Below are 17,997 nucleotides of genomic sequence, written 5' to 3' on the forward strand. Positions count from 1 at the left end.
GGCAGGGGCGGCCGCGACCGGCGTGTCCGACGTCTGGATACGGGGCGCGGCGGTGATCGTGGCCGCGCCGGTCATGGCGGTGGCGAGCAGGGCGATGGTCAGCGCGGTCATTCGCACGAGGCGGGTCTCCGGGATCGAGAGAGCGCCGGCACTCCATCAGGCAGAATGCCGGCGCGATACATCACTCTGCGGCTTCGAGCAGCGGTTCGGGTTTCAGCGCGCGGCTCGATCCGCCGCCAAGCGCCACCGGCACCGATCCCGCGATCGTCGCGCGGCGCAAATGGCGCTTCTGCCTGCCGAAATCGGCGATCGCGCGGTGCTGAGTCACGCGATTGTCCCAGATCGCCACGTCACCGACTTGCCAGCGCCACCGCACCGTATTCTCGGGCTTGGTGATCTGGTCCTGCAGGATCTGGAAGACGCGGTTGGAATCGTCGCGGTTGAGGCCGACGAAGCTCTTGACGAAATTGCCGAGCAGCAGCGCCTTCTCGCCCGTCACCGGGTGGACGTGCACCACCGGATGCTCGGTCTCATAGACGGTGGAGGCGAACACCTCGCGATGACGGCGGATCGCGTCCGCCGAGGCTTCGGGGCGCGCGGTGGCATAGTCATAGGCGTTGGTGTGGACCGCGCGCAGGTCGTCGACCAGCGCCTTCAACGCCGGGGGCAGCCCTTCATAGGCGGAGACGGCATTGGCCCAGAGCGTGTCGCCGCCCGCCGGCGGAATCACCAGCGCGCGCAGGATCGATGCGGCGGGGAAGGCGGGCAGGAAGGTGATGTCGGTATGCCATTGCGACGCCGCCTCGCCCTCGCGCGAGTTGAGTTCGAGCAGGAAGCGCGATCCCTCCGCCACCGGCACGGTGGGGTGCGCGAGCGGCTCGCCCAGCCGCGCGGCAAAGGCCTCGTGCGTCGCGTCGTCGAGATGCGTCTGGCCGCGGAAGAAGATCACCTTGTGGCGGCCCAGCGCCCGCTTGATCGCGGCGATGGTCAGATCGTCGAGGTCACCCGACAGGGCGACGCCCCTGATCTCCGCGCCGATCCGCCCCGCGACGGGGACGATGTCGAGCGGGCTGTCCCCATCGGCGGCATTGTCGAACTGGTGTTGGATCACGGTCATGTCACATTCTCCTTCAGGCTTCGACGGGAATTGCGGCCGCGCGCGCATCGAGCGCGCGGCGGATCGCGGCGTGGCGGGTCTGGTCGAGCGGGAAGTGCCAGATCAGCGCAGCCGAGATGATGTGCGCGGCGGCGGGGCCGAGCGCGAAGACGTATTTGAGCGCCTCGATCGCGCCTGGCTCGCTTTGCCCCTTGGGCTGAAAACCCAGCCAGGCGAGCAGCGGGAGCGCCAGGCCGATGCCGATCGCCGGGCCGGCCTTGCTCGCGAGGCTGAAGACCGAGAAGAACAGGCCGGTTCGGTTGTGCCCGGTCGCCAGTTCGTGCGCGTCGGAGACGTCCCCCACCATCGCGCGGAGCATCAGGTTGCCGGAGCCTTGCGTCAGCCCCTGCGTCACCGCCAGCGCGATCAGCAGCCACAGCGTGTCGGGGAAGACCGCCAGCAGACCGATGTTGATCGCCGCCTGCACCAGTTCGCAGGCGATCCCGGTCTGCCGCTTGCCCAGCCGCCGTCCGACCGCGAGCCATAGCGGCCCGGCGGCGACACCGAACACGAACTGCAGCAGGTACAGGCCGCTCGCCCATTGCGGCAGGCCCATGTAGCTGACGCAGAAGAAGGCGAGCAGTCCGGCGCGGATCGACTGGCCGGCCGTCACCGCCACATCGGACGCGAGGATGCGCAGCAGCAGGCGATCGCCGAACACCAGCGCGGCGCTGCGCCAGAAGCCGACACGGCGCGCCTGTCGGGCCGGAACGGGCGGCTCGGCAATGGCGGTCAGGCTCGGGACCAGCGTGATCGCCAGCGCGATCAGGATGAACAGGCCGGTGGCGTGGAGCTTCAGCACGCCATCGGTGGGCCGCCATTGTTCGATCAGCGTCGGCAGGATCAGGACCAGCAACAGGCCGAGGGCGCGCATCGTATGCTGGTAGGTCGCGATCCGCGTCCGCTCGTGATACCGGCCCGACAATTCCCCGGCCCAGGCGGAGAAGGGAATCTCGATCATCGTCCAGCCGGTGTAGAAGACGAACAGCGCGACCCCGAGATAGAGCGGCGCGATGACCGTGGGCGGGAAGAACAGCAGTGCCGATCCGACGCCGAACAACAGGCCCCCCGCGGCGATCCATGGCCGCCGACGGCCGAAGCGCGTGCGGGTCCGATCGGACAGCGTGCCGACGATCGGGTCGGATGCCACGTCCCAGAACCGCCCCAGGAAGAAGATGAACCCGATCGTCGCCAGCGACAGGCCGAAATGGCTGGCATAAAGTTGCGGTATGAACAGGACCAGCGGCAGTCCCGCCCCGGACAGCGGGATCGCGAGCGAGCCGAAGCCGAGCAACCTGCCCGCCGCGATCCCGTCGCCACGTTCGGCCGGGGCGTCGTCGCGCGGGGATTGTGCGCCGTCAAAGGGAATGCTGGCCATCGCCGTCTCCGTCAGAAACGGACCTTGAGCGTCGCGCCATACGTGCCGGGATCACCGAGGATGGCGGTGACGAGGCCGTAATTTTGGACGTTCAGGGTCTGAAGATAGTCCTTGTCGAACAGGTTGCGCGCCCAGATCGACAGATCGTAGCGGCCGTCTTCGCCCAGTCGGATGCCGGCGCGCGCATTGACCAGGCCATAGCCGGGCACCAGCCCGTAGCGGCTGTTGCTGGCGACCGTGTAGTAGGACGAGCGGTACGACCAGTCGCCGTGCAGATACGCCTCGGCATTGACGCCGACCGCATGGTTGACGTCGCCGCCCAGGGACGCCGCCCATTTGGGCACGCCCGCCAGCCGCTCGCCCGTGAAGTCGCGCACCGGCGATCCGCCCGGATTGGCGGCCGTGGGATCGAGCGCCTCCACCGGGGTCGGTCCGTTGGGATAGTCGCGATAGGTGGCATCGGTATAGGCGATCGAGCCGGTCAGGCTCAGCCAGTCGGCAGGGCGGACCGCCAGGTCGCCCTCGAACCCGCGCGAGCGGACCTTGGGGATGTTGGCGATATAGTTGAGATACCTGTTGGTGCCGACCACCTGCTGGACGATCGTCGTCTGATAATCATGCACGTCGGTCTGATAGGCGGCCAGGTTCAGCGTCACGCGCCGGTCCAGCAACTGCGACTTGAGGCCGATCTCGTAACTGTCGACGGTTTCCGGGCGGACGACCGGGTCGATGTCGGCGGGCAGGGCGGTCAGGTTCAAGCCCGGTGACTTGGCCCCGCGCGAATAGGTCGCATAGACCAGGGTGTCGTCGCTCGGCTTCCAACCCAGCGTCACCAGCCCGGAGACATTGTCGTCCTTCGTGTCCACCGAGAAGGACTGGATCGGCGCCAGCGCGTTGCGGATCGCGGTGACGCGCGCGATCTGCGCGGTCGTCAGCCCGGTGGTCGGCTGCGCGAAGAGCCGCTCACTGGCATAGCCGCCCCATTTGTCTTCATGCGTATAGCGCAGCCCGGCGGTCAGGCTGAGCGCGGGGGTGAGGTGCCACGTCCCCTGGCCGAAGATCGCGGCGCTCCGGGTATGCGGGTCCGACCGCCCGGCCGACAGCAGGCCGTCGGTGGCGATGCCGGCGACCCTCTGGTCGTCCGAGGGATAGAGCGCGAGCGCGGCGTCCGGCCCGAACTCCACGCGGCTATATCCGCGCACCACCTGCCGGAAATAATAGGCGCCGATCAGCCAGTCGATCGTCCGCGTACCGGTGGAGGCGAGTCGCACCTCCTGGCTGAGTTGGCGCTGGAAGTTGAGGATGTGGTTTTGCGTGTTGATCGACAGGGCGGTCATGTCGCTGTCGTTGCGCGGGAACCAGTTCCACTGGCGCACCGCGGTGATCGAAGTCAGCGCCGCGCCGCCCAGATCGTAATCGACCTGGCCCGAGACGCCCCAATTGTCCATGTTCGCCTGGAACGGCGAGTTGGCGTCGGTTGCCCTCGCGAAAGGATCGATCGGCAGCGGTGTGTAGTTCGGGAAGCGCGCGAGGCGCTGGACGAAGCTGTTCGCGATGGCCGCGCCATTGTCGTAGGTCGCGAACGTCCGGACCGGCAGGTTGATGCAGCAGGCCTGGTCCTGCTGCCCCCAGTCGCCGATGAGGCGGATCGTCAGCGCGGGCGCAGGCGTCAGCAGCAACTGGCCACGCACCGTCGCATTCTCATAGTCATGGACGCGGCGACGCGTCGTCGTATCGTAGAGGAAGCCGTCGCGCTTGGTATAGGCGGCACTGAGGCGGAAGGCGGCGAGGCCGTAGATCAGCGGGCCGGTGAGCGATCCGCGCCCCTGCCGGTAATCGTAATTGCCGATATCGACCTGCCCGTCGGCGTGCCACTCGAACTGCGGCAGGCGGCTGGTGATGTTGATCGCGCCGGCGGTGGTGTTCTTGCCGAACAGCGTGCCCTGCGGCCCGCGCAGCACCTCGACGCGGTCGAGATCGACCAGGTCGAACTGGCTCTGCCCGACCCGGCCATAATAGACATTGTCGATATAGATGCCGACGCCATTCTCCAGCCCGTCATTGGTCAGCGCGACGTTGGAGCCGAGCCCGCGGATGTTGATGTTGGTGTTGCGCGGGTTGAAGCTGAAGATCTGGAGCGAGGGCACCAGTAGCTGCACCTGATCGAGCCGATAGTCGCCGCGCATCCCCAGTTGCTCCGCGCCGACGACGCTCAACGCGATCGGCACGTCCTGGGCGCGCTCCGTGCGTCGGCGGGCGGTGACGACGATGTCGCCGGCGGATTCGGCGGCGGGCGCTTCCGCCGATGTCGGATCGGGGACGGCGGCGATCCGCGCGGCACCGTCGCTGTCGATGGGAATGATCTGTGCGGCGCCGCCGGACGGCACCAGGGCCGTGGCGGCAAGCCACAGTCGGCGGCGGCGGACACAGGCCGTCCTCGCCGGAAATCCCCTTTTCATGGATTGGCTCTCTTATCGTCTTGATATGCGTACAGGCGCGAACGGTCGTCGGCCGCGACACCGGAGGCGTCGACCGCCTAGACAGCTACCGCGCGAACCCGGCCGGTCGGCCTCGTTCGCTTTCCGTGTCAGGCAAGGATGTCGGTGACCGCGAGGGCGGGCGGATCGTGAAAGCGGATCGAGATCATGCAGGTCTCCACGCTGAATGCCCGGCTGGGCTCGAGTAAACCCTATCGATTTGGTATGAATTAGGGAGGAAGCATATGTTGCTCCGCGATTAGCCGAGCTTTGCCTGTCGGTGCTCGGCAGCGATGCGCCGCCCGATCCCGACCCGCGTCTTACCCGGCTGACCGTCGAGGATCTGTTGACGATGCGCGCGAGACCGGAGCGGACGTCGGGCGAGGCTTATGGGCGCTGGGTATCCAGCCGCAACTGGGTCCGATTCGCCCTGGCACGCCCCTTCGTCGATGAGCCAGGCGGCGCGATGCTCCCGTCGACTGGCACCAGCTGCGGCCATCCGCTGCGTTTCGCCTGCGGCTATGGCGGGCAGATGCTGTTCATCGTGCCAGACCTCAAGCCGACGGTCGTCATGACCTCCGATCCCAGCGGCGCGCGCGACAATGGCCATATCGCCGCGCTCCATGCGCTGCTCGACGACGGCATCGTGCCAGCCGCCGAGCGGGGTGGAGCAACGTGACGGGCGAAGACGCTCAACCGCGATGCACGACCGCGCCGATGCGGACGGCGTTCAGGCCCAGCCATGCCGCCATCCGGTCCAGTTCGACCTGAAGCCGGGGCAGCGTATCGACGGGCGCTCCCGGTTCCAGCGTGATGCGGTGCGCGAGCAGCAGCCCGGCCTGCCGATCCGCCTTCAGATCGACCCGCGCGACCAACGCCTCGTCCATCAGGAAGGGCAGCACATAATAGCCGTGCGTGCGCCGATCCTGCGGGACATAGATTTCGATGCGATAGTGGAAGCCGAACAGGCGTTCGGTGCGGGACCGCTCCCAGATCAACGGATCGAACGGCGCGAGCAAGGCAGCGCCGCGCACCCGGCGGGGCAGGGCGGCGTCGCGATGCATCCATGCCTTCTGGCTCCAGCCTTCGACCCGCACCGGCACGAGCACGCCATCCTCCGCCAGATCGGCGATGGCGTGATCGGCTTCGGCGGGCTTCAACCGGAAATAGTCGCGCAGATCGCTGGCGGTGGCGACGCCCAGGGCACGGGCGCTGCGTTCGATCAGCACTCGTTGTGCCGCCTCGACCGACGGCGTGGGCAGCGCCAGCACGGCTGGCGGGATAGCCCGCTCGGTCAGGTCGTAGACGCGGGCGAAGCTGCCCCGTCGCGTCGCCGTCGTCAGAAAACCCGACCAGAACAGCCATTCGAGCGCGTGCTTGACGTGGCTCCATTTCCATCAGCCGCTCCGGCTCAATCCGTTCTCGAAATCGGCGGCGGTAAGTGGGCCTTCGGCGGTGATGCGTTCGAGCACGGCGTTGGCCTCGGGGCGGAGGTCGAGCGCGAAACGCCGGAGTCCCTGCGATCCGATCTCGTCGCGTTCGGCCCGCGCCATGCGCCAGCGGAGCAGCGGATGCAGGTCGAGCGGCAGCAGCGACGCCTCATGCGCCCTATGTTCGAACATCCGCCGCTGGCGTGTCGGCCCCCACGCATCGCCATCCAACAGGGCACAGTCATAGCCGCCGAGCCGTGAGAAGGCAGGCAGGTAATGCGCCCGCGTCGGCACGTTGACGCTATCGATCTGGAACAGGTTGAGCCGCTCGGCGGTGCCGCGCAGGTGGCGAACCGATGGGCACTCGAGCCGAGATCGCCCGAAGCCCTGCGCCGCCAGGACGATCCGGCGCGCTTCGCGGTTGGAGATGCTCATGTCGGACGAAAATGACCTCGGATGGCGGTGCGTCAATCCGGCGCTCCGATGATGGCTCGACCGGCTTCGAACATTGTTGCTTTGCGTCATCCTTCGTCGCCGAACGCCGAAACCGCCATCTCGACAAAGGCGCGCAGGCCCGCCGTCATCCGGCGATCGGGCCGGCGGACGAGCGTCAGCGGCCGAGGTTCGGGCGCATGATCCGTCAGGACCGGGATCAGACGCCCCGACGCCAGATCATGGGCCAGCGTCACGCGGGATTGCAGGATGATGCCATAGCCCGCGACCGCAGCCTGCCGCAGGGCAACGGCGTGATTGATGCGCAAACGCGGCGGTGGCAGCGGCACGATATGCTCGCCATCGGGCCCGAACAATGTCCAGCGATCGTCCGCACCGAATTGCGCGAAGGCGTGACGGCGCAATATCTGGTCGAGGATAGCGGCAGGCTGGCCGCCGGCGACCGGGTGCTGGTCCAGGCGGCGTCGGGCGGCGTCGGACGGCTGCTGACCCAGATGGCGACGGCGCTGGGCACCGAGGTCCATGCGCTGGCCTCGACTCCGCCCAAGCGCCAACAGGCGCGGTCGAATGGTGCGAACGCGGTCTATGGCCATGACGATTGGGTGGCGCAGGTGCGGCAGGCGACCGGAGACGGCGTCGACCTGGTCTATGACTCGATCGGCACCATGCTCCACGACAGCCTCGCCGCCTTGCGTCCCGGTGGCCGTGTGGTGATCTTCGGCAAGGCGGGTGGTATGCCGCCCGCGATCGATCCGCTGGTGCCGATGGAGCAGTCCAAGGGTGTCGTCGGCGGTGGTCTGTGGACCTATCTGAACGGTGCGGAAAGCCGGCAGAGCCGCGCCGACCGGCTGTTTGCGGCCTTGCGGGCGGGGGCGTAACGGCGATCACCGATGGGGGGCCCAACGGAACGGCGTCCCCGATGACCATGAGGTCGCCATGCGCCAGTCAGAGGCCTCTGCCTGTGCCGCCCGGGCGGGCCCACTCCTGCCCGGATGATCCATTGCCCATCCGAACGAAAGGTCGGCGCGGTGGTACGGTCGGAACACCATCCCGCCGGTCTAGATCGTCCGGCATGACACGCGGCGAACGACGCTACGCCGCCGCTATGCACTTCTCCGGAATCGATCTCGAAACGCTATGCCGAGGTCCGTACCTCGGCGGGGCGGGCGCAGGACGCTCGATCATAGAAGGTTTCGAAGGCGATATGTCGTCTGAACCCGAGTGCCAGCCCGATCCATGCGGCACCGTCATCTACGTAGGCCAGGACAAGGCCGGCCACTGGCTCGTGCAGGATAGCGGCCGGAAGATGGAAGGTCGCTTCGTGTCGCGCAGCGCCGCGATGCGCTTCGCCGAGGCGGAGCGCCAGATCTACCATGCCAGCCTGGAGATGTGCGTGACGCCGCTGGTGCCCCTTATTCCCTTCGGCCCCGTCAGTGCCGCCGACCATGCGCTGCCCCGCGCCGCCTGAGGATACCGACATGACCATCAGAGCACAGGCCGCCGCTCCGGACAGGCGTCCGGCGACCGGCGCGCAGTCCCGCGTCCAGGCGATGCCGGGAAGCCGGGCCGCCCATCACGACCCACGCTGGCCGGCAATCTGCATCGCGCTGGACCGGCTGCGTCAGGCGCGCCGCCATGCGGTGCGCATCGTCGATACCGACTGCGCCTGCGGCACGCTGCTGATCGCCGCGGTCCGGCAGGCACGGGCGTGCGGCTTCACCGCCATCGAGGGCCGTGGCATCGATGGATCGCCGGCGATGATCGGACGTGCCCGGGCCGCCGCCGACCGTCTCCACGACCCGGCCATCGGCATCACCTTCGAGGTCGCGGATGTGATCGACGCCCTGGCGGACGAGGCCAACGCCCCAGCCGACATCATTCTGTGGCACGGCACCCGCGCCGGCGATGATCGCCCGGGCACCCGCGCGAGCCTGGCGGCGGCCGGCGACACGGTCATCGGCGATCGTGGCGCTTCCGATGGACTTGGGGCGGCCATATGACCGGCCGCGACCTGCAATGGCGGGCCGGCGGCTTCGCGCTGCTTGCCTCGTCCTGCGCCATGGCCCTGATGTTCGACGGATCGCCGGCGATCATCATCTTCTTTCCGCTGGCGCTGCTCGGCCTGCCCCTGATGATCCATGGGAAGCGCGTCGGTCAGTTGATCCGTGCGGAGCGCCGTGGACATCGCGAGACAGCCCATGCCGTCCATGCCGCACGCGTCCGACGCCGCCGGCACGGCGATCCCCGTTTTTGAAGACCGAGCGTCCAAGGTAGGTCCCATGAGCTTCTTCGACTATCGCGACGGCGTCCTTCATGCCGAGGGCGTCGCCCTGCCGGCGATCGCGGATGCGGTCGGCACGCCCGTCCACATCTATTCGGCTGGCGCGCTTCGGCACGCCGCCCATGCCTTCGCTGCGGCGCTGGCCGATCTGCCGGCGGTGCGCTTCGCCTTCGCGGTCAAGGCCAATCCCAATATCGCGATCCTGCGGCTGCTTGCCGACTGTGGCTTCGGCGCGGACATCGTGTCGGGCGGCGAGCTGCGTCGCGCCCTGGATGCGGGCATCGCACCGGCGGACATTGTCTTCTCGGGCGTGGGGAAGACCGATCGCGAGCTGAGCAACGCGCTGGACGCCGGCATCGGCCAGTTCAACCTCGAACTGGAGGAGGAGGGCCGCGTGCTGGCGCAACTGGCGCAGGAGCGCGGCATGCGTGCGCCCGCGGTGTTGCGCGTCAATCCGGACGTCGACGGGGGAACACACGCCAAGATCACGACCGGCCGCCGGGAAAGCAAGTTCGGTGTCGACATGGCCTGCGCGGCGGACATGTACGACCGGCTGGCGCGATGCGATGGGCTCGACCTGCACGGGGTCGCCCTGCATATCGGCAGCCAGATCAGCCACCTGGCGCCATTGGAGGCCGCCTATCGCCGGATCGGGGCGTTGGTCCTCGAACTGCGCGCGCGCGGGCATGCGATTACCCGCGTCGACCTGGGCGGAGGCCTCGGGATTGCCTATCACCCCGACGATGCGATGCCGTCGCTGGCCGACTATGCCGCGATGGTCGCGTGCGTCACCCGCGACTGGCATGTCGGCCTCACCTTCGAGCCTGGGCGGATCATCACCGGCCTCGCCGGTGTGCTGCTGACGCGCGTGACCTGGGTGAAGCCGGGGGTGACCCATCCCTTCGTCATCGTCGACGCGGCGATGAACGACCTTGCGCGACCGGCGCTCTACGACGCCTATCACGGCTTCTCGGCCGTCACGCCCGATGGTGCGACCATGGTCGCCAACATCGCTGGTCCCATCTGCGAGACGGGCGACATATTCGGCGTGGACCGGCCGATCGACCATGTCGAGCGCGGCGACCTGGCCATATTCCACGCGACCGGCGCCTATGGTGCGGCCATGGCATCGATCTATAACTGCCGTCCGCTCAGTCCGCAGGTGATGGTCGATGGCGAGGCGTTCGCGCTCATCGGGCATCGGCTGTTGCCGGCGGAGATGTCGGCCGAGGGGGCCGCGACCCTTGGACCGAAGTCCGGATCGGAATGGCGGATGCTGTCGGTACCCGCCTGATCGCGGCATCGCGAACGCTATGGCGGGGAGAAATCTCGATCCGATCCGTTACCCGCGCGGCAGGAGCGGGGCGGTGGACGGATCGGGCGTCAGCCGAGTCGGTGGCGTGGCACCGTGACGGGGCAGGCCGGTCTCGACGTCGTCGCGGAGCAGGATGACATCGGGTTTACCCAGCCCGTCATTGCGAGCGCAGCGAAGCAATCCAGGGCGTCACATGCGCGGCTATGGATTGTGTCGCTGCGCTCGCCATGACGATCCCGAGTCGAAGGTTCTATCGCCGGGCGCTCGATGGTCCGCGCGACCGATCCTCAATCCTCGCCGAACTTGCCCTCGACCAGTGCGACCAGCGCCTCGACCGCCGCTTCGGCTCCGTCGCCGTCCGCGCTGATCGTGATCGAATCGCCCTTGGCCGCGCCCAGCATCATCAGGCCCATGATCGACGTGCCGGTGACGCTGGACGAGTCCTTCTCGACCTGCACCTCGCAGGGCTGGGTCGAGGCGAGGGTGACGAACTTGGCGGAGGCGCGGGCATGAAGGCCGCGGCGATTGGTGATGGCCACCGTCCGGCGGACCGTCATGCCGCCGCCTCGCCCAGCACCTCGGAGGCGACGGAGATATATTTGCGGCCGGCCTCGCGGGCGGCGGCGACCGCGTCCACGACCTTCATCGACTTGCGCGCCGACCCCAGGCGAATCAGCATGGGCAGGTTCATGCCCGCGATCACCTCGACCCGGCCACGCTCCATCAGGCTGATCGCCAGGTTGGATGGGGTGCCGCCGAACAGGTCGGTCAGCACGATCACGCCGCGACCGATATCCACCGACTGAATCGCCGCGGCGATATCGGCGCGCCGGCCCTCCATATCGTCTTCCGGGCCGATCGCGATCGTCGCGACGCGCTCCTGCGGGCCGACGACATGAATCATCGCGGTCACGAATTCATCGGCCAGATGCCCGTGCGTTACCAGAACCAAGCCGATCATAAAGCGGACATGTACCTCATGCGGGACTCGTCGGCAGTCCTTCCAGTGGATCCTGCGGCCGGGTTCCCAAATCCCGATGTGTCACCGTGGGCGAAAAACCGCGGTCGTGCAAGAACCTCCCGATCCGTTCGGCGACATGTACGGACCGGTGTCTCCCTCCGGTACACCCGATCGCCACGGTGACATAGGATTTTCCCTCGGCCCGGTAGCGCGGCACCAGCAGCGCGAGCAGGTCCTCGATCCGCGACACCGCCGGTTCGTAGCAGGGGTCGTCCGCGACATAGGCGGCGACATCGGCGTCCAGCCCGGTGCCCGGCTTCAGCGCGGGCACCCAGTGCGGATTGCGCAGGAATCGCATGTCGAACACTAGGTCGGCGTTGCGCGGCAGCCCGCGTGCGAAGCCGAAGGAGGTGACGGTCAGTACCGGCTCGGTCGCCGGCCCGGTGAAGCCGGTGCGGATCTGCGCGGCCAGTTCGCTGCTGTTGAGCGTGCTGGTGTCGATCAGCCGGCCGGCCGCCGCGCGCAGGGGCGCGAGCAGTTCGCGTTCCCGGGCGATGCCGTCGCCCGCCGGCCGGTCGAGCGCCAGCGGGTGGCGGTGGCGCGTCTCGGCATAGCGACGCTCCAGCTCCGCGCCGGTGCAGTCGAGGAACAGCAGTTCGACCTGGGCGCCGTGCTGCCGTTGCAGTCGCTCGACCCCCTCGACGACCCGCTTGGCATCGAAGTCGCGGGTGCGGGCGCCGATCCCGACCGCCAGCGGCTGGACGCGTCCGCCCGATCCGGTCGGCGGCGCGGGGGCTTCGAGCAGCCGGTCGAGCAGCACCAGGGGGAGATTGTCGACCACCTCCCAGCCCAGGTCTTCCAGTGTCTTGAGCACGGTCGACTTGCCGGCGCCGGACAGGCCGGTGACGAAGAGGATGTCGGCGGTCATGGCAGGATGGGCTGTTTCAGGGCGAGTTCGATCTTGATCGGCGTGGCGACGGGGAAGGGCGCGAGCGCCACCTCGCGAATCGCGACATCGAGGATGGCATGGGTTCGTGCGTCGGGCATCCGGGGCACCTCCTGGTCGATACGGACGATCAACGCGACCGGAATATCCGTGATATAGGGCCGGGCGATGACACCGATCCCGCGCACCTCCATCCGGCCGGCGATGGTGGCGGGCGGGGTGGCGTGCACGGCGTCGCCGATCCGGGTTAGGATAGTATAGTCGTCGCTGACCAGGATCGCACCGCGATCGATCAGCCGCAGCGCCAGGTCCGACTTGCCGGAGCCCGACGGTCCGGTGATCAGCACCGCACGCCCCCCGATCGCGACGCAGGTGGCATGGATGGTGGTCGAGTCGGCAGTCGCCATCATGCGTCCTCGGTCATCGGGGCGGCGGCGGGCAGGCGGACGACGAAGCGGGCGCCGGCCCGTCCATCGGCCCGGTTCTCGACCGTGATCTGGCCGCCATGACCGTCGACGATGGTACGGGCGATGGCCAGGCCCAGGCCGGAATGGCGGCCGAACGCCTCGCCCTCCGGCCGGATCGAGTGGAAACGGTGGAAGATCGTCTCGCGCTTGTCGGCGGGGACGCCCGGGCCCTCATCCTCCACGGCGACGATCCGCTCGCCGTCATCGGCATGGAGCAGGATGGTGACGACGCCGCCATCGGGCGAGAAGGAGAGGGCGTTGTCGATCAGATTCTCGAACACCCGCTCCAGCCGCGCGCCTTCGCCCGGCACCAGCATCGCCGAGCCCTCCTCGATCAGGTCGAGCCGGATGTCGCGCTCGATCCCGCGTTCCTCGCGTTGCGCGACCAGCGCAGCGAGCAGGGCGGCGAGATCGACCGGTTCGAACTGCGCGCGGCTGAGCTGCGCATCAAGGCGGGAAGCGTCGGAAATGTCGGTGATCAGCCGGTCGAGCCGCATCACGTCGTCGCGCACGATCGCGATCAGCTGCGCCTGGAGCGCCGGGTCGGAAACGCGCCCCAGCCCGTCGACCGCTGACCGCAGCGAGGCGAGCGGGTTCTTCAACTCGTGCGTGACGTCGGCGGCGAAGCTTTCGGTCGCGTCGATCCGGGCGCGCAGCGCCAGGCTCATGTCCGACAGCGCGCGCGCCAGCATCCCCAGTTCGTCGCGGCGCGAGGGCAGGCGGGGTACCACCACCTCGCGCGCGCGCCCACGCCGCACCCGCACCGCCGCCCGCGCGAGTCGCCGCAGCGGCCGCACGATGGTGCGTGCCAGGAAGAGCGACAGCAGCACCGAGAAGACCGTCACGCCGAGCAGCACGACGCCCAGCCGATAGCGCTCGATCCGCACCGTGCGGGTGATGCCGCGGGCATTGTTCGCGGTCATCACGACCCCCCCGCCGGGCAGCGGCGCGGCGGCGGTGATCACTGGCGTCCGGTCGGGCGCTCGCCAGACGGTGGCGGCGACGCGGCCGGCGCGCGCGGCGTGAACCTCTGGCCAGTCGGCCGGATCGGTACGGTCGCGATAGAGGGGCGGCCGCTGCGCCGAGACGACCGTGTCGATCACCCCGTCCAGGAAGCGCGCCATCCGCTGGTCCCAGCCTTCGCGATCCGGGTCCTGCAAGGTGAAGTTGCGAATCCCGAGCGACCGGCTGTCGACCGTCACCCCCGCCGGTCCCAGCAGCCGCAGGCGCGCGCCGGTATCGCGCGCCAGTCGCTGGACCAGCGCCGTGCGCCCCTCCGCAGGGCTGGCGCCGATCGCCTCCGCCACCAGCCGCGCCTCGCGCGTGGCCTGTTCGATGCGGCTGTCGACGATTCGGCTGCGATAGGAATCGAGATAGAAGAACCCACCCGCCAGCAACGCCAACGCCAGCAGATTGACCAGCAGGATGCGCTGGGTCAGCGAGATCTGCCCCGACCAGCGCAGCGCCAGGTCGCGGGCGTCCTCGCCGTCATTCCTCGGAGAAGCGATAGCCGGCACCATAGAGCGTCTCGATGGCATCGAACTGCGGGTCTACCGCGCGGAACTTGCGACGGACGCGCTTGATATGGCTGTCGATGGTGCGGTCGTCGACATAGATGTCGTCCTGATAGGCGGCGTCCATCAGCTGGTTGCGCGTCTTCACGATGCCGGGCCGCTGCGCCAGCGTCTCCAGGATCAGGAACTCGGTGACGGTCAGCGTCACCGGCTCGCCGGCCCAGAGCGTGCGGTGGCGCGCCGGGTCCATGGTCAGCCGCCCGCGCTCCAGCACCGGGGCGGGCGCGGCCTCGCCCTCGCGCGGGGCATTGCTCGCCTCGGTGCGGCGCAGGATGGCGCGGATGCGGGCGATCAGCAGGCGTTGCGAGAAGGGCTTGGCGATATAGTCATCCGCGCCCATCGCCAGTCCCATCGCCTCGTCCAGCTCGTCGTCCTTGGAGGTGAGGAAGATCACGGGCGTCTGCCGCTGCGCGCGCAACCGCCGCAGCAGTTCCAGCCCGTCCATCTTGGGCATCTTCACGTCGAGCACGGCCAGGTCGGGCGGATTGTCGATCAGCGCCTTCAGCGCCGCCTCGCCATCGGTATAGACGCGGGTCAGGAACCCCTCGGCCTGGAGGGCGATCGACACCGAGGTCAGGATGTTGCGGTCGTCATCGACCAGCGCGATCGTGGCGGTCATGCGATCCGCGCTAGGCGGGGCCGAGGCCCTTGGCAACGAAAACCGCGCGATACCGGCTGGCAGGTCCATCGAAATGGCGTAGAGCCAAGCGCATGACCGAACCGACCGCGACCCGTTTCCTGCCGAGCTTCGACAATCACTGCATCGCCTGGCGCGAACTGGGCACCGGTCGGCCGGTGGTCCTGATCCATGGCTATTTCTCCGACGCGCAGACCAACTGGATCCGCTATGGCCATGCCGAGCGGATCGCGGCGGCGGGTTTCCGCGTGATCATGCCGGACCTGCGGGCGCATGGCGAAAGCGACCGCCCGCACGAGGCGGCGGCCTATCCGCTCGACGCGCTGACCCGCGACGGCCATGCGCTGATCGAGCATCTGGGCCTGACCGACTACGACCTGGGCGGCTATTCGCTGGGCGCGCGGACCGTGTCGCGGATGATCGCGACGGGGGCCCGGCCGCGCCGTGCGATCTTCGCGGGCATGGGGCTGGAGGGGCTGACCGACACGCATCGCCGCGTCGATCATTTCCGCAACATCCTGACCCGGCTGGGTCAGCATGAGCGCGGCTCGCCCGAATGGCTGGCCGAGGCGTTCCTGAAGAGCACCAAGGGCGATGCCAAGGCGCTGCTCGGCATCCTCGACACCTTCACGGATACGCCGCTGGCGAGCTTGCGCGATTTCGACCTGCCGGCGCTGGTGGTGGCGGGCGTCGACGACCATGACAACGGCTCCGCGCGCGATCTGGCGGCGACGCTGCCACAGGGGCGCTATGTCGAGGTGCCGGGCAACCATATGAGTTCTGTGGTGAAGCCTGAGCTGGGCGCGGCGATCGCGGAGTTCCTGGCGGAGTAGGACAGGTCCATATGCCCCGTCATGGCGCCAAAGGGGTCGAGATCGTCGGATCAGCCTTCGTCTGGCTCTTCCGTCTTGGAATCATTCGCTTCAATATCGTCGCTACCCGGCTGATCCTTTTCCGGTTCGGCCGTGTCCGTCGGCTTGGCGGTGCTGCCACGCAGCGACAGGAGCGCGGCGGCGGCGACCAGTCCGCCCGCGATCGCCGCGGCGCCCCACGGCCCCCGGACCCGGTCGCCGAGACGATCCAGCGAATCGCGCAGCGCCCCGCCCCTGGTGGCGGGTGCAGGGGCGGCGGCGGCCGTACGACTGCGCTTGGCTCCGGCCTTGGCGGTGGTCCGCTTGCTGCTGCGCGGCTTGGGGGCGGGCTTCGCCTTGGGCTGGGTAGCCTCCGCCGCCGCATCCTCGGTCTTCGGCTTGGTCTTGCGCGGCGGCCGCGACTTGGCGCCGGCCTTGGCGGGCGTGGTGGCGCGGCGGCGGCGCGGGGTCTTGGGCGTGTCGCCGCCCGGCTTGTCCTTGTCGGCCATGGTCGCTGTTCCTGATATTGATACGGGGGCGAAACGCGGTCCGGCGGGCGCGGTTGCCCGCGCCCCGTTCCTGCGGACGATCAGCGGAAAGGCGGCTCGTTGAACGCGCGCAGCTTGCGCGAATGCAGCCGGTCGCCCTCCAGCCGCAATTGCTCGCAGGCCTGGATACCGATCCGCATATGCTCGCTGATCGCCCGTTCGTAGAAGCGGTTGGCCTGGCCCGGCAGCTTCAGCTCGCCGTGCAGGGGCTTGTCCGACACGCAGAGCAATGTCCCATAGGGCACGCGAAAGCGATAGCCCTGCGCCGCGATCGTCGCCGATTCCATGTCGATGCCGACCGCGCGGCTGAGCGAGAAGCGCAGCGCCGATTGGGAGTAGCGCAACTCCCAGTTGCGATCGTCGGTGGTGACGATCGTGCCGGTGCGCAGGCGGCGCTTCAATTCCTCGCCCGACTGGCCGGAGACGATCTCCGCCGCCTTGGCCATCGCCACCTGCACCTCGGCGATGGCGGGCACCGGGATTTCCGGCGGCAGGACGTCGTCCAGCACATGGTCGTCGCGCAGATAGGCATGGGCCAGCACATAGTCGCCGATCCGCTGCGATGGGCGCAGGCCGCCGCAATGGCCGATCATCAGCCAGGCCTCGGGCCGCATCACCGCCAGATGGTCGCAGATCGTCTTCGCATTGGACGGGCCGACGCCGATATTGACCAGGGTGATGCCGGTCTGGTCGTCCGCCATCAGGTGATAGGCGGGCATCTGGTGCCGCCGCCACGCGCTGTCGGTGACGATCGTGTCGACATCGTCGGGGCTGTGGATCATCACATTGCCGGCGCCGGACAGGGCGGTGAAGCGGCTGCCCTCGCCGAGCTGCGACGCGGCCCAGCGGACGAATTCGTCGACATAGCGGTGATAGTTGGTGAACAGCACGAAGCGCTGCACATGCTCGGCCGGCGTGCCCATGTAATGCCGCAGCCGCGCTAGGCTGAAATCGGTGCGCAGGCCGTCGAAGAGCGCGAGGGGCTGCGTGCCGTCGACGGTCATCCACAGGCCGTCGGCGATCTCGTCGCCGATATGCGCCAGCTCGGTCGCCGGGAACCAGCGGGCCAGTTCCGACGCCGACACCTGGTCCAGGCTCATCGCATGGCCGGGATCGAGCACATAGGGGAAGGGGATTTCCTGCCGACCCTGGACGGCGCTGACCTCGACGTCGAAATCCTCGATCAGCAGCGTCAGCTGTTCGGTCAGGTAATCGGCGAAGACCGCGGGCTTCGTCACGCTGATCCGATAGTCGCCGGGCGACACCAGCCGGCCGAAGGAGCGCGGCGGCGTCGGCCGCGAATCCTGGCCGCGAAAGCGCAGGTGGATTTCGGGATAGGCGAAGCTGCCGTCGCGCCGGCTGTCGGGCGAGGGGATGGTGCCGTCGCGCAGATACGCGGTGAGTGCGCCTTGCAGCCGCTCCACCGACGCCGTGTAGAGCCGGTCGAGTTCGGAAACGATCTGGGAAGCCTTGGTCATGGCCCGGAGCTACGCCGGCCGCATGACGCTGACAAGACGGTGACC

General features: G+C 68.5%; 19 protein-coding genes and 1 pseudogene. 7 read left to right on the forward strand and 13 right to left on the reverse strand.

Features of this window, described 5'->3' with window-relative positions; all coding sequences use genetic code 11:
• Window positions 1-181 precede the first annotated feature (181 nt).
• The 3 genes from BRX43_RS17110 to BRX43_RS17120 are packed head-to-tail and all read right to left on the reverse strand — an operon-like array spanning window position 182 to window position 4,993.
• Window positions 182-1,117: a TauD/TfdA family dioxygenase gene (locus BRX43_RS17110; protein WP_125996301.1), complete on the reverse strand. Its 936-nt coding sequence runs from the start codon at window positions 1,115-1,117 to the stop codon at window positions 182-184.
• Between the two features lie 13 nt (window positions 1,118-1,130).
• Entirely contained in the window at window positions 1,131-2,534 is a 1,404-nt protein-coding gene (locus BRX43_RS17115) for an MFS transporter (RefSeq protein WP_125996302.1), read from the reverse strand.
• An 11-nt stretch (window positions 2,535-2,545) separates the two neighbouring features.
• On the reverse strand, window positions 2,546-4,993 hold the full coding sequence (locus BRX43_RS17120; RefSeq protein ID WP_125996303.1) for a TonB-dependent receptor: 2,448 nt from the start codon (window positions 4,991-4,993) through the stop codon (window positions 2,546-2,548).
• Window positions 4,994-5,291: 298 nt separating this feature from the next.
• Between BRX43_RS17120 and BRX43_RS17125 the strand changes: the two genes are divergently transcribed.
• A complete protein-coding gene (locus BRX43_RS17125; protein WP_206433260.1) occupies window positions 5,292-5,690 on the forward strand; it encodes a hypothetical protein in 399 nt (132 codons plus the stop codon).
• Between the two features lie 13 nt (window positions 5,691-5,703).
• Here BRX43_RS17125 and BRX43_RS17130 read toward each other — a convergent pair.
• Window positions 5,704-6,966: pseudogene (locus BRX43_RS17130) on the reverse strand (crosslink repair DNA glycosylase YcaQ family protein).
• Entirely contained in the window at window positions 6,963-7,298 is a 336-nt protein-coding gene (locus BRX43_RS20600) for a LysR substrate-binding domain-containing protein (RefSeq protein ID WP_241215030.1), read from the reverse strand. Before BRX43_RS20600 ends, BRX43_RS17130 begins: the two are co-directional and overlap by 4 nt.
• On the opposite strand from BRX43_RS20600, the gene BRX43_RS20605 reads away from it, so the two are divergent.
• The 5 genes from BRX43_RS20605 to lysA all read left to right on the forward strand — a co-directional run bounded on the left by BRX43_RS20605 (window position 7,287) and on the right by lysA (window position 10,469).
• On the forward strand, window positions 7,287-7,772 hold the full coding sequence (locus BRX43_RS20605; protein WP_241215031.1) for a zinc-binding dehydrogenase: 486 nt from the start codon (window positions 7,287-7,289) through the stop codon (window positions 7,770-7,772). The two genes, BRX43_RS20600 and BRX43_RS20605, sit on opposite strands and share 12 nt — an antisense overlap.
• A 194-nt stretch (window positions 7,773-7,966) precedes the next feature.
• On the forward strand, window positions 7,967-8,362 hold the full coding sequence (locus BRX43_RS17145; protein ID WP_241215032.1) for a hypothetical protein: 396 nt from the start codon (window positions 7,967-7,969) through the stop codon (window positions 8,360-8,362).
• Window positions 8,363-8,372: 10 nt separating this feature from the next.
• The gene (locus tag BRX43_RS17150; protein ID WP_241215033.1) at window positions 8,373-8,894 is read left to right on the forward strand and encodes a class I SAM-dependent methyltransferase; all 522 of its coding nucleotides are present in this window, start codon (window positions 8,373-8,375) and stop codon (window positions 8,892-8,894) included.
• A complete protein-coding gene (locus tag BRX43_RS17155; protein WP_125996306.1) occupies window positions 8,891-9,148 on the forward strand; it encodes a hypothetical protein in 258 nt (85 codons plus the stop codon). Before BRX43_RS17150 ends, BRX43_RS17155 begins: the two co-directional genes overlap by 4 nt.
• Window positions 9,149-9,173: 25 nt before the next feature.
• The gene (gene lysA / locus BRX43_RS17160) at window positions 9,174-10,469 is read left to right on the forward strand and encodes a diaminopimelate decarboxylase (RefSeq protein ID WP_125996307.1); all 1,296 of its coding nucleotides are present in this window, start codon (window positions 9,174-9,176) and stop codon (window positions 10,467-10,469) included.
• 308 nt (window positions 10,470-10,777) lie between these two features.
• On the opposite strand, the gene BRX43_RS17165 is transcribed toward lysA, so the two are convergent.
• Genes BRX43_RS17165 through BRX43_RS17190 form a run of 6 tightly spaced genes read right to left on the reverse strand, consistent with a single transcriptional unit; the run spans window position 10,778 to window position 15,057 of the window.
• Window positions 10,778-11,047 carry an HPr family phosphocarrier protein gene (locus tag BRX43_RS17165; protein ID WP_125996308.1) on the reverse strand — a complete coding sequence of 90 codons (270 nt, stop codon included), beginning with the start codon at window positions 11,045-11,047 and terminating at the stop codon, window positions 10,778-10,780.
• Window positions 11,044-11,451, reverse strand: a complete 408-nt coding sequence (locus BRX43_RS17170) for a PTS sugar transporter subunit IIA (RefSeq protein WP_125996309.1) — start codon at window positions 11,449-11,451, stop codon at window positions 11,044-11,046. The genes BRX43_RS17165 and BRX43_RS17170 overlap by 4 nt, the downstream gene beginning before the upstream one ends.
• Before the next feature lie 16 nt (window positions 11,452-11,467).
• Window positions 11,468-12,379, reverse strand: coding sequence for an RNase adapter RapZ (gene rapZ, locus BRX43_RS17175; protein ID WP_125996310.1), 912 nt, complete (start codon window positions 12,377-12,379; stop codon window positions 11,468-11,470).
• Window positions 12,376-12,804 carry an HPr kinase/phosphatase C-terminal domain-containing protein gene (locus BRX43_RS17180; protein WP_125996311.1) on the reverse strand — a complete coding sequence of 143 codons (429 nt, stop codon included), beginning with the start codon at window positions 12,802-12,804 and terminating at the stop codon, window positions 12,376-12,378. The genes rapZ and BRX43_RS17180 overlap by 4 nt, the downstream gene beginning before the upstream one ends.
• Window positions 12,804-14,384, reverse strand: a complete 1,581-nt coding sequence (locus BRX43_RS17185; protein WP_125996312.1) for a HAMP domain-containing sensor histidine kinase — start codon at window positions 14,382-14,384, stop codon at window positions 12,804-12,806. Before BRX43_RS17185 ends, BRX43_RS17180 begins: the two co-directional genes overlap by 1 nt.
• Entirely contained in the window at window positions 14,353-15,057 is a 705-nt protein-coding gene (locus BRX43_RS17190; protein ID WP_125996313.1) for a response regulator transcription factor, read from the reverse strand. The genes BRX43_RS17185 and BRX43_RS17190 overlap by 32 nt, the downstream gene beginning before the upstream one ends.
• A 92-nt stretch (window positions 15,058-15,149) precedes the next feature.
• Between BRX43_RS17190 and BRX43_RS17195 the strand changes: the two genes are divergently transcribed.
• Window positions 15,150-15,908, forward strand: a complete 759-nt coding sequence (locus BRX43_RS17195; RefSeq protein WP_125996314.1) for an alpha/beta fold hydrolase — start codon at window positions 15,150-15,152, stop codon at window positions 15,906-15,908.
• A gap of 50 nt (window positions 15,909-15,958) precedes the next feature.
• Here the strand turns inward: BRX43_RS17195 and BRX43_RS17200 are convergent, their stop codons facing one another.
• Window positions 15,959-16,435, reverse strand: coding sequence for a hypothetical protein (locus BRX43_RS17200; protein ID WP_125996315.1), 477 nt, complete (start codon window positions 16,433-16,435; stop codon window positions 15,959-15,961).
• Between the two features lie 80 nt (window positions 16,436-16,515).
• A complete protein-coding gene (locus tag BRX43_RS17205) occupies window positions 16,516-17,952 on the reverse strand; it encodes an AMP nucleosidase (protein WP_125996316.1) in 1,437 nt (478 codons plus the stop codon).
• Between the last annotated feature and the right edge of the window lie 45 nt (window positions 17,953-17,997).

The organism is Sphingomonas sp. S-NIH.Pt15_0812 (assembly GCF_003951315.1).
GTDB lineage: Bacteria > Pseudomonadota > Alphaproteobacteria > Sphingomonadales > Sphingomonadaceae > Sphingomonas.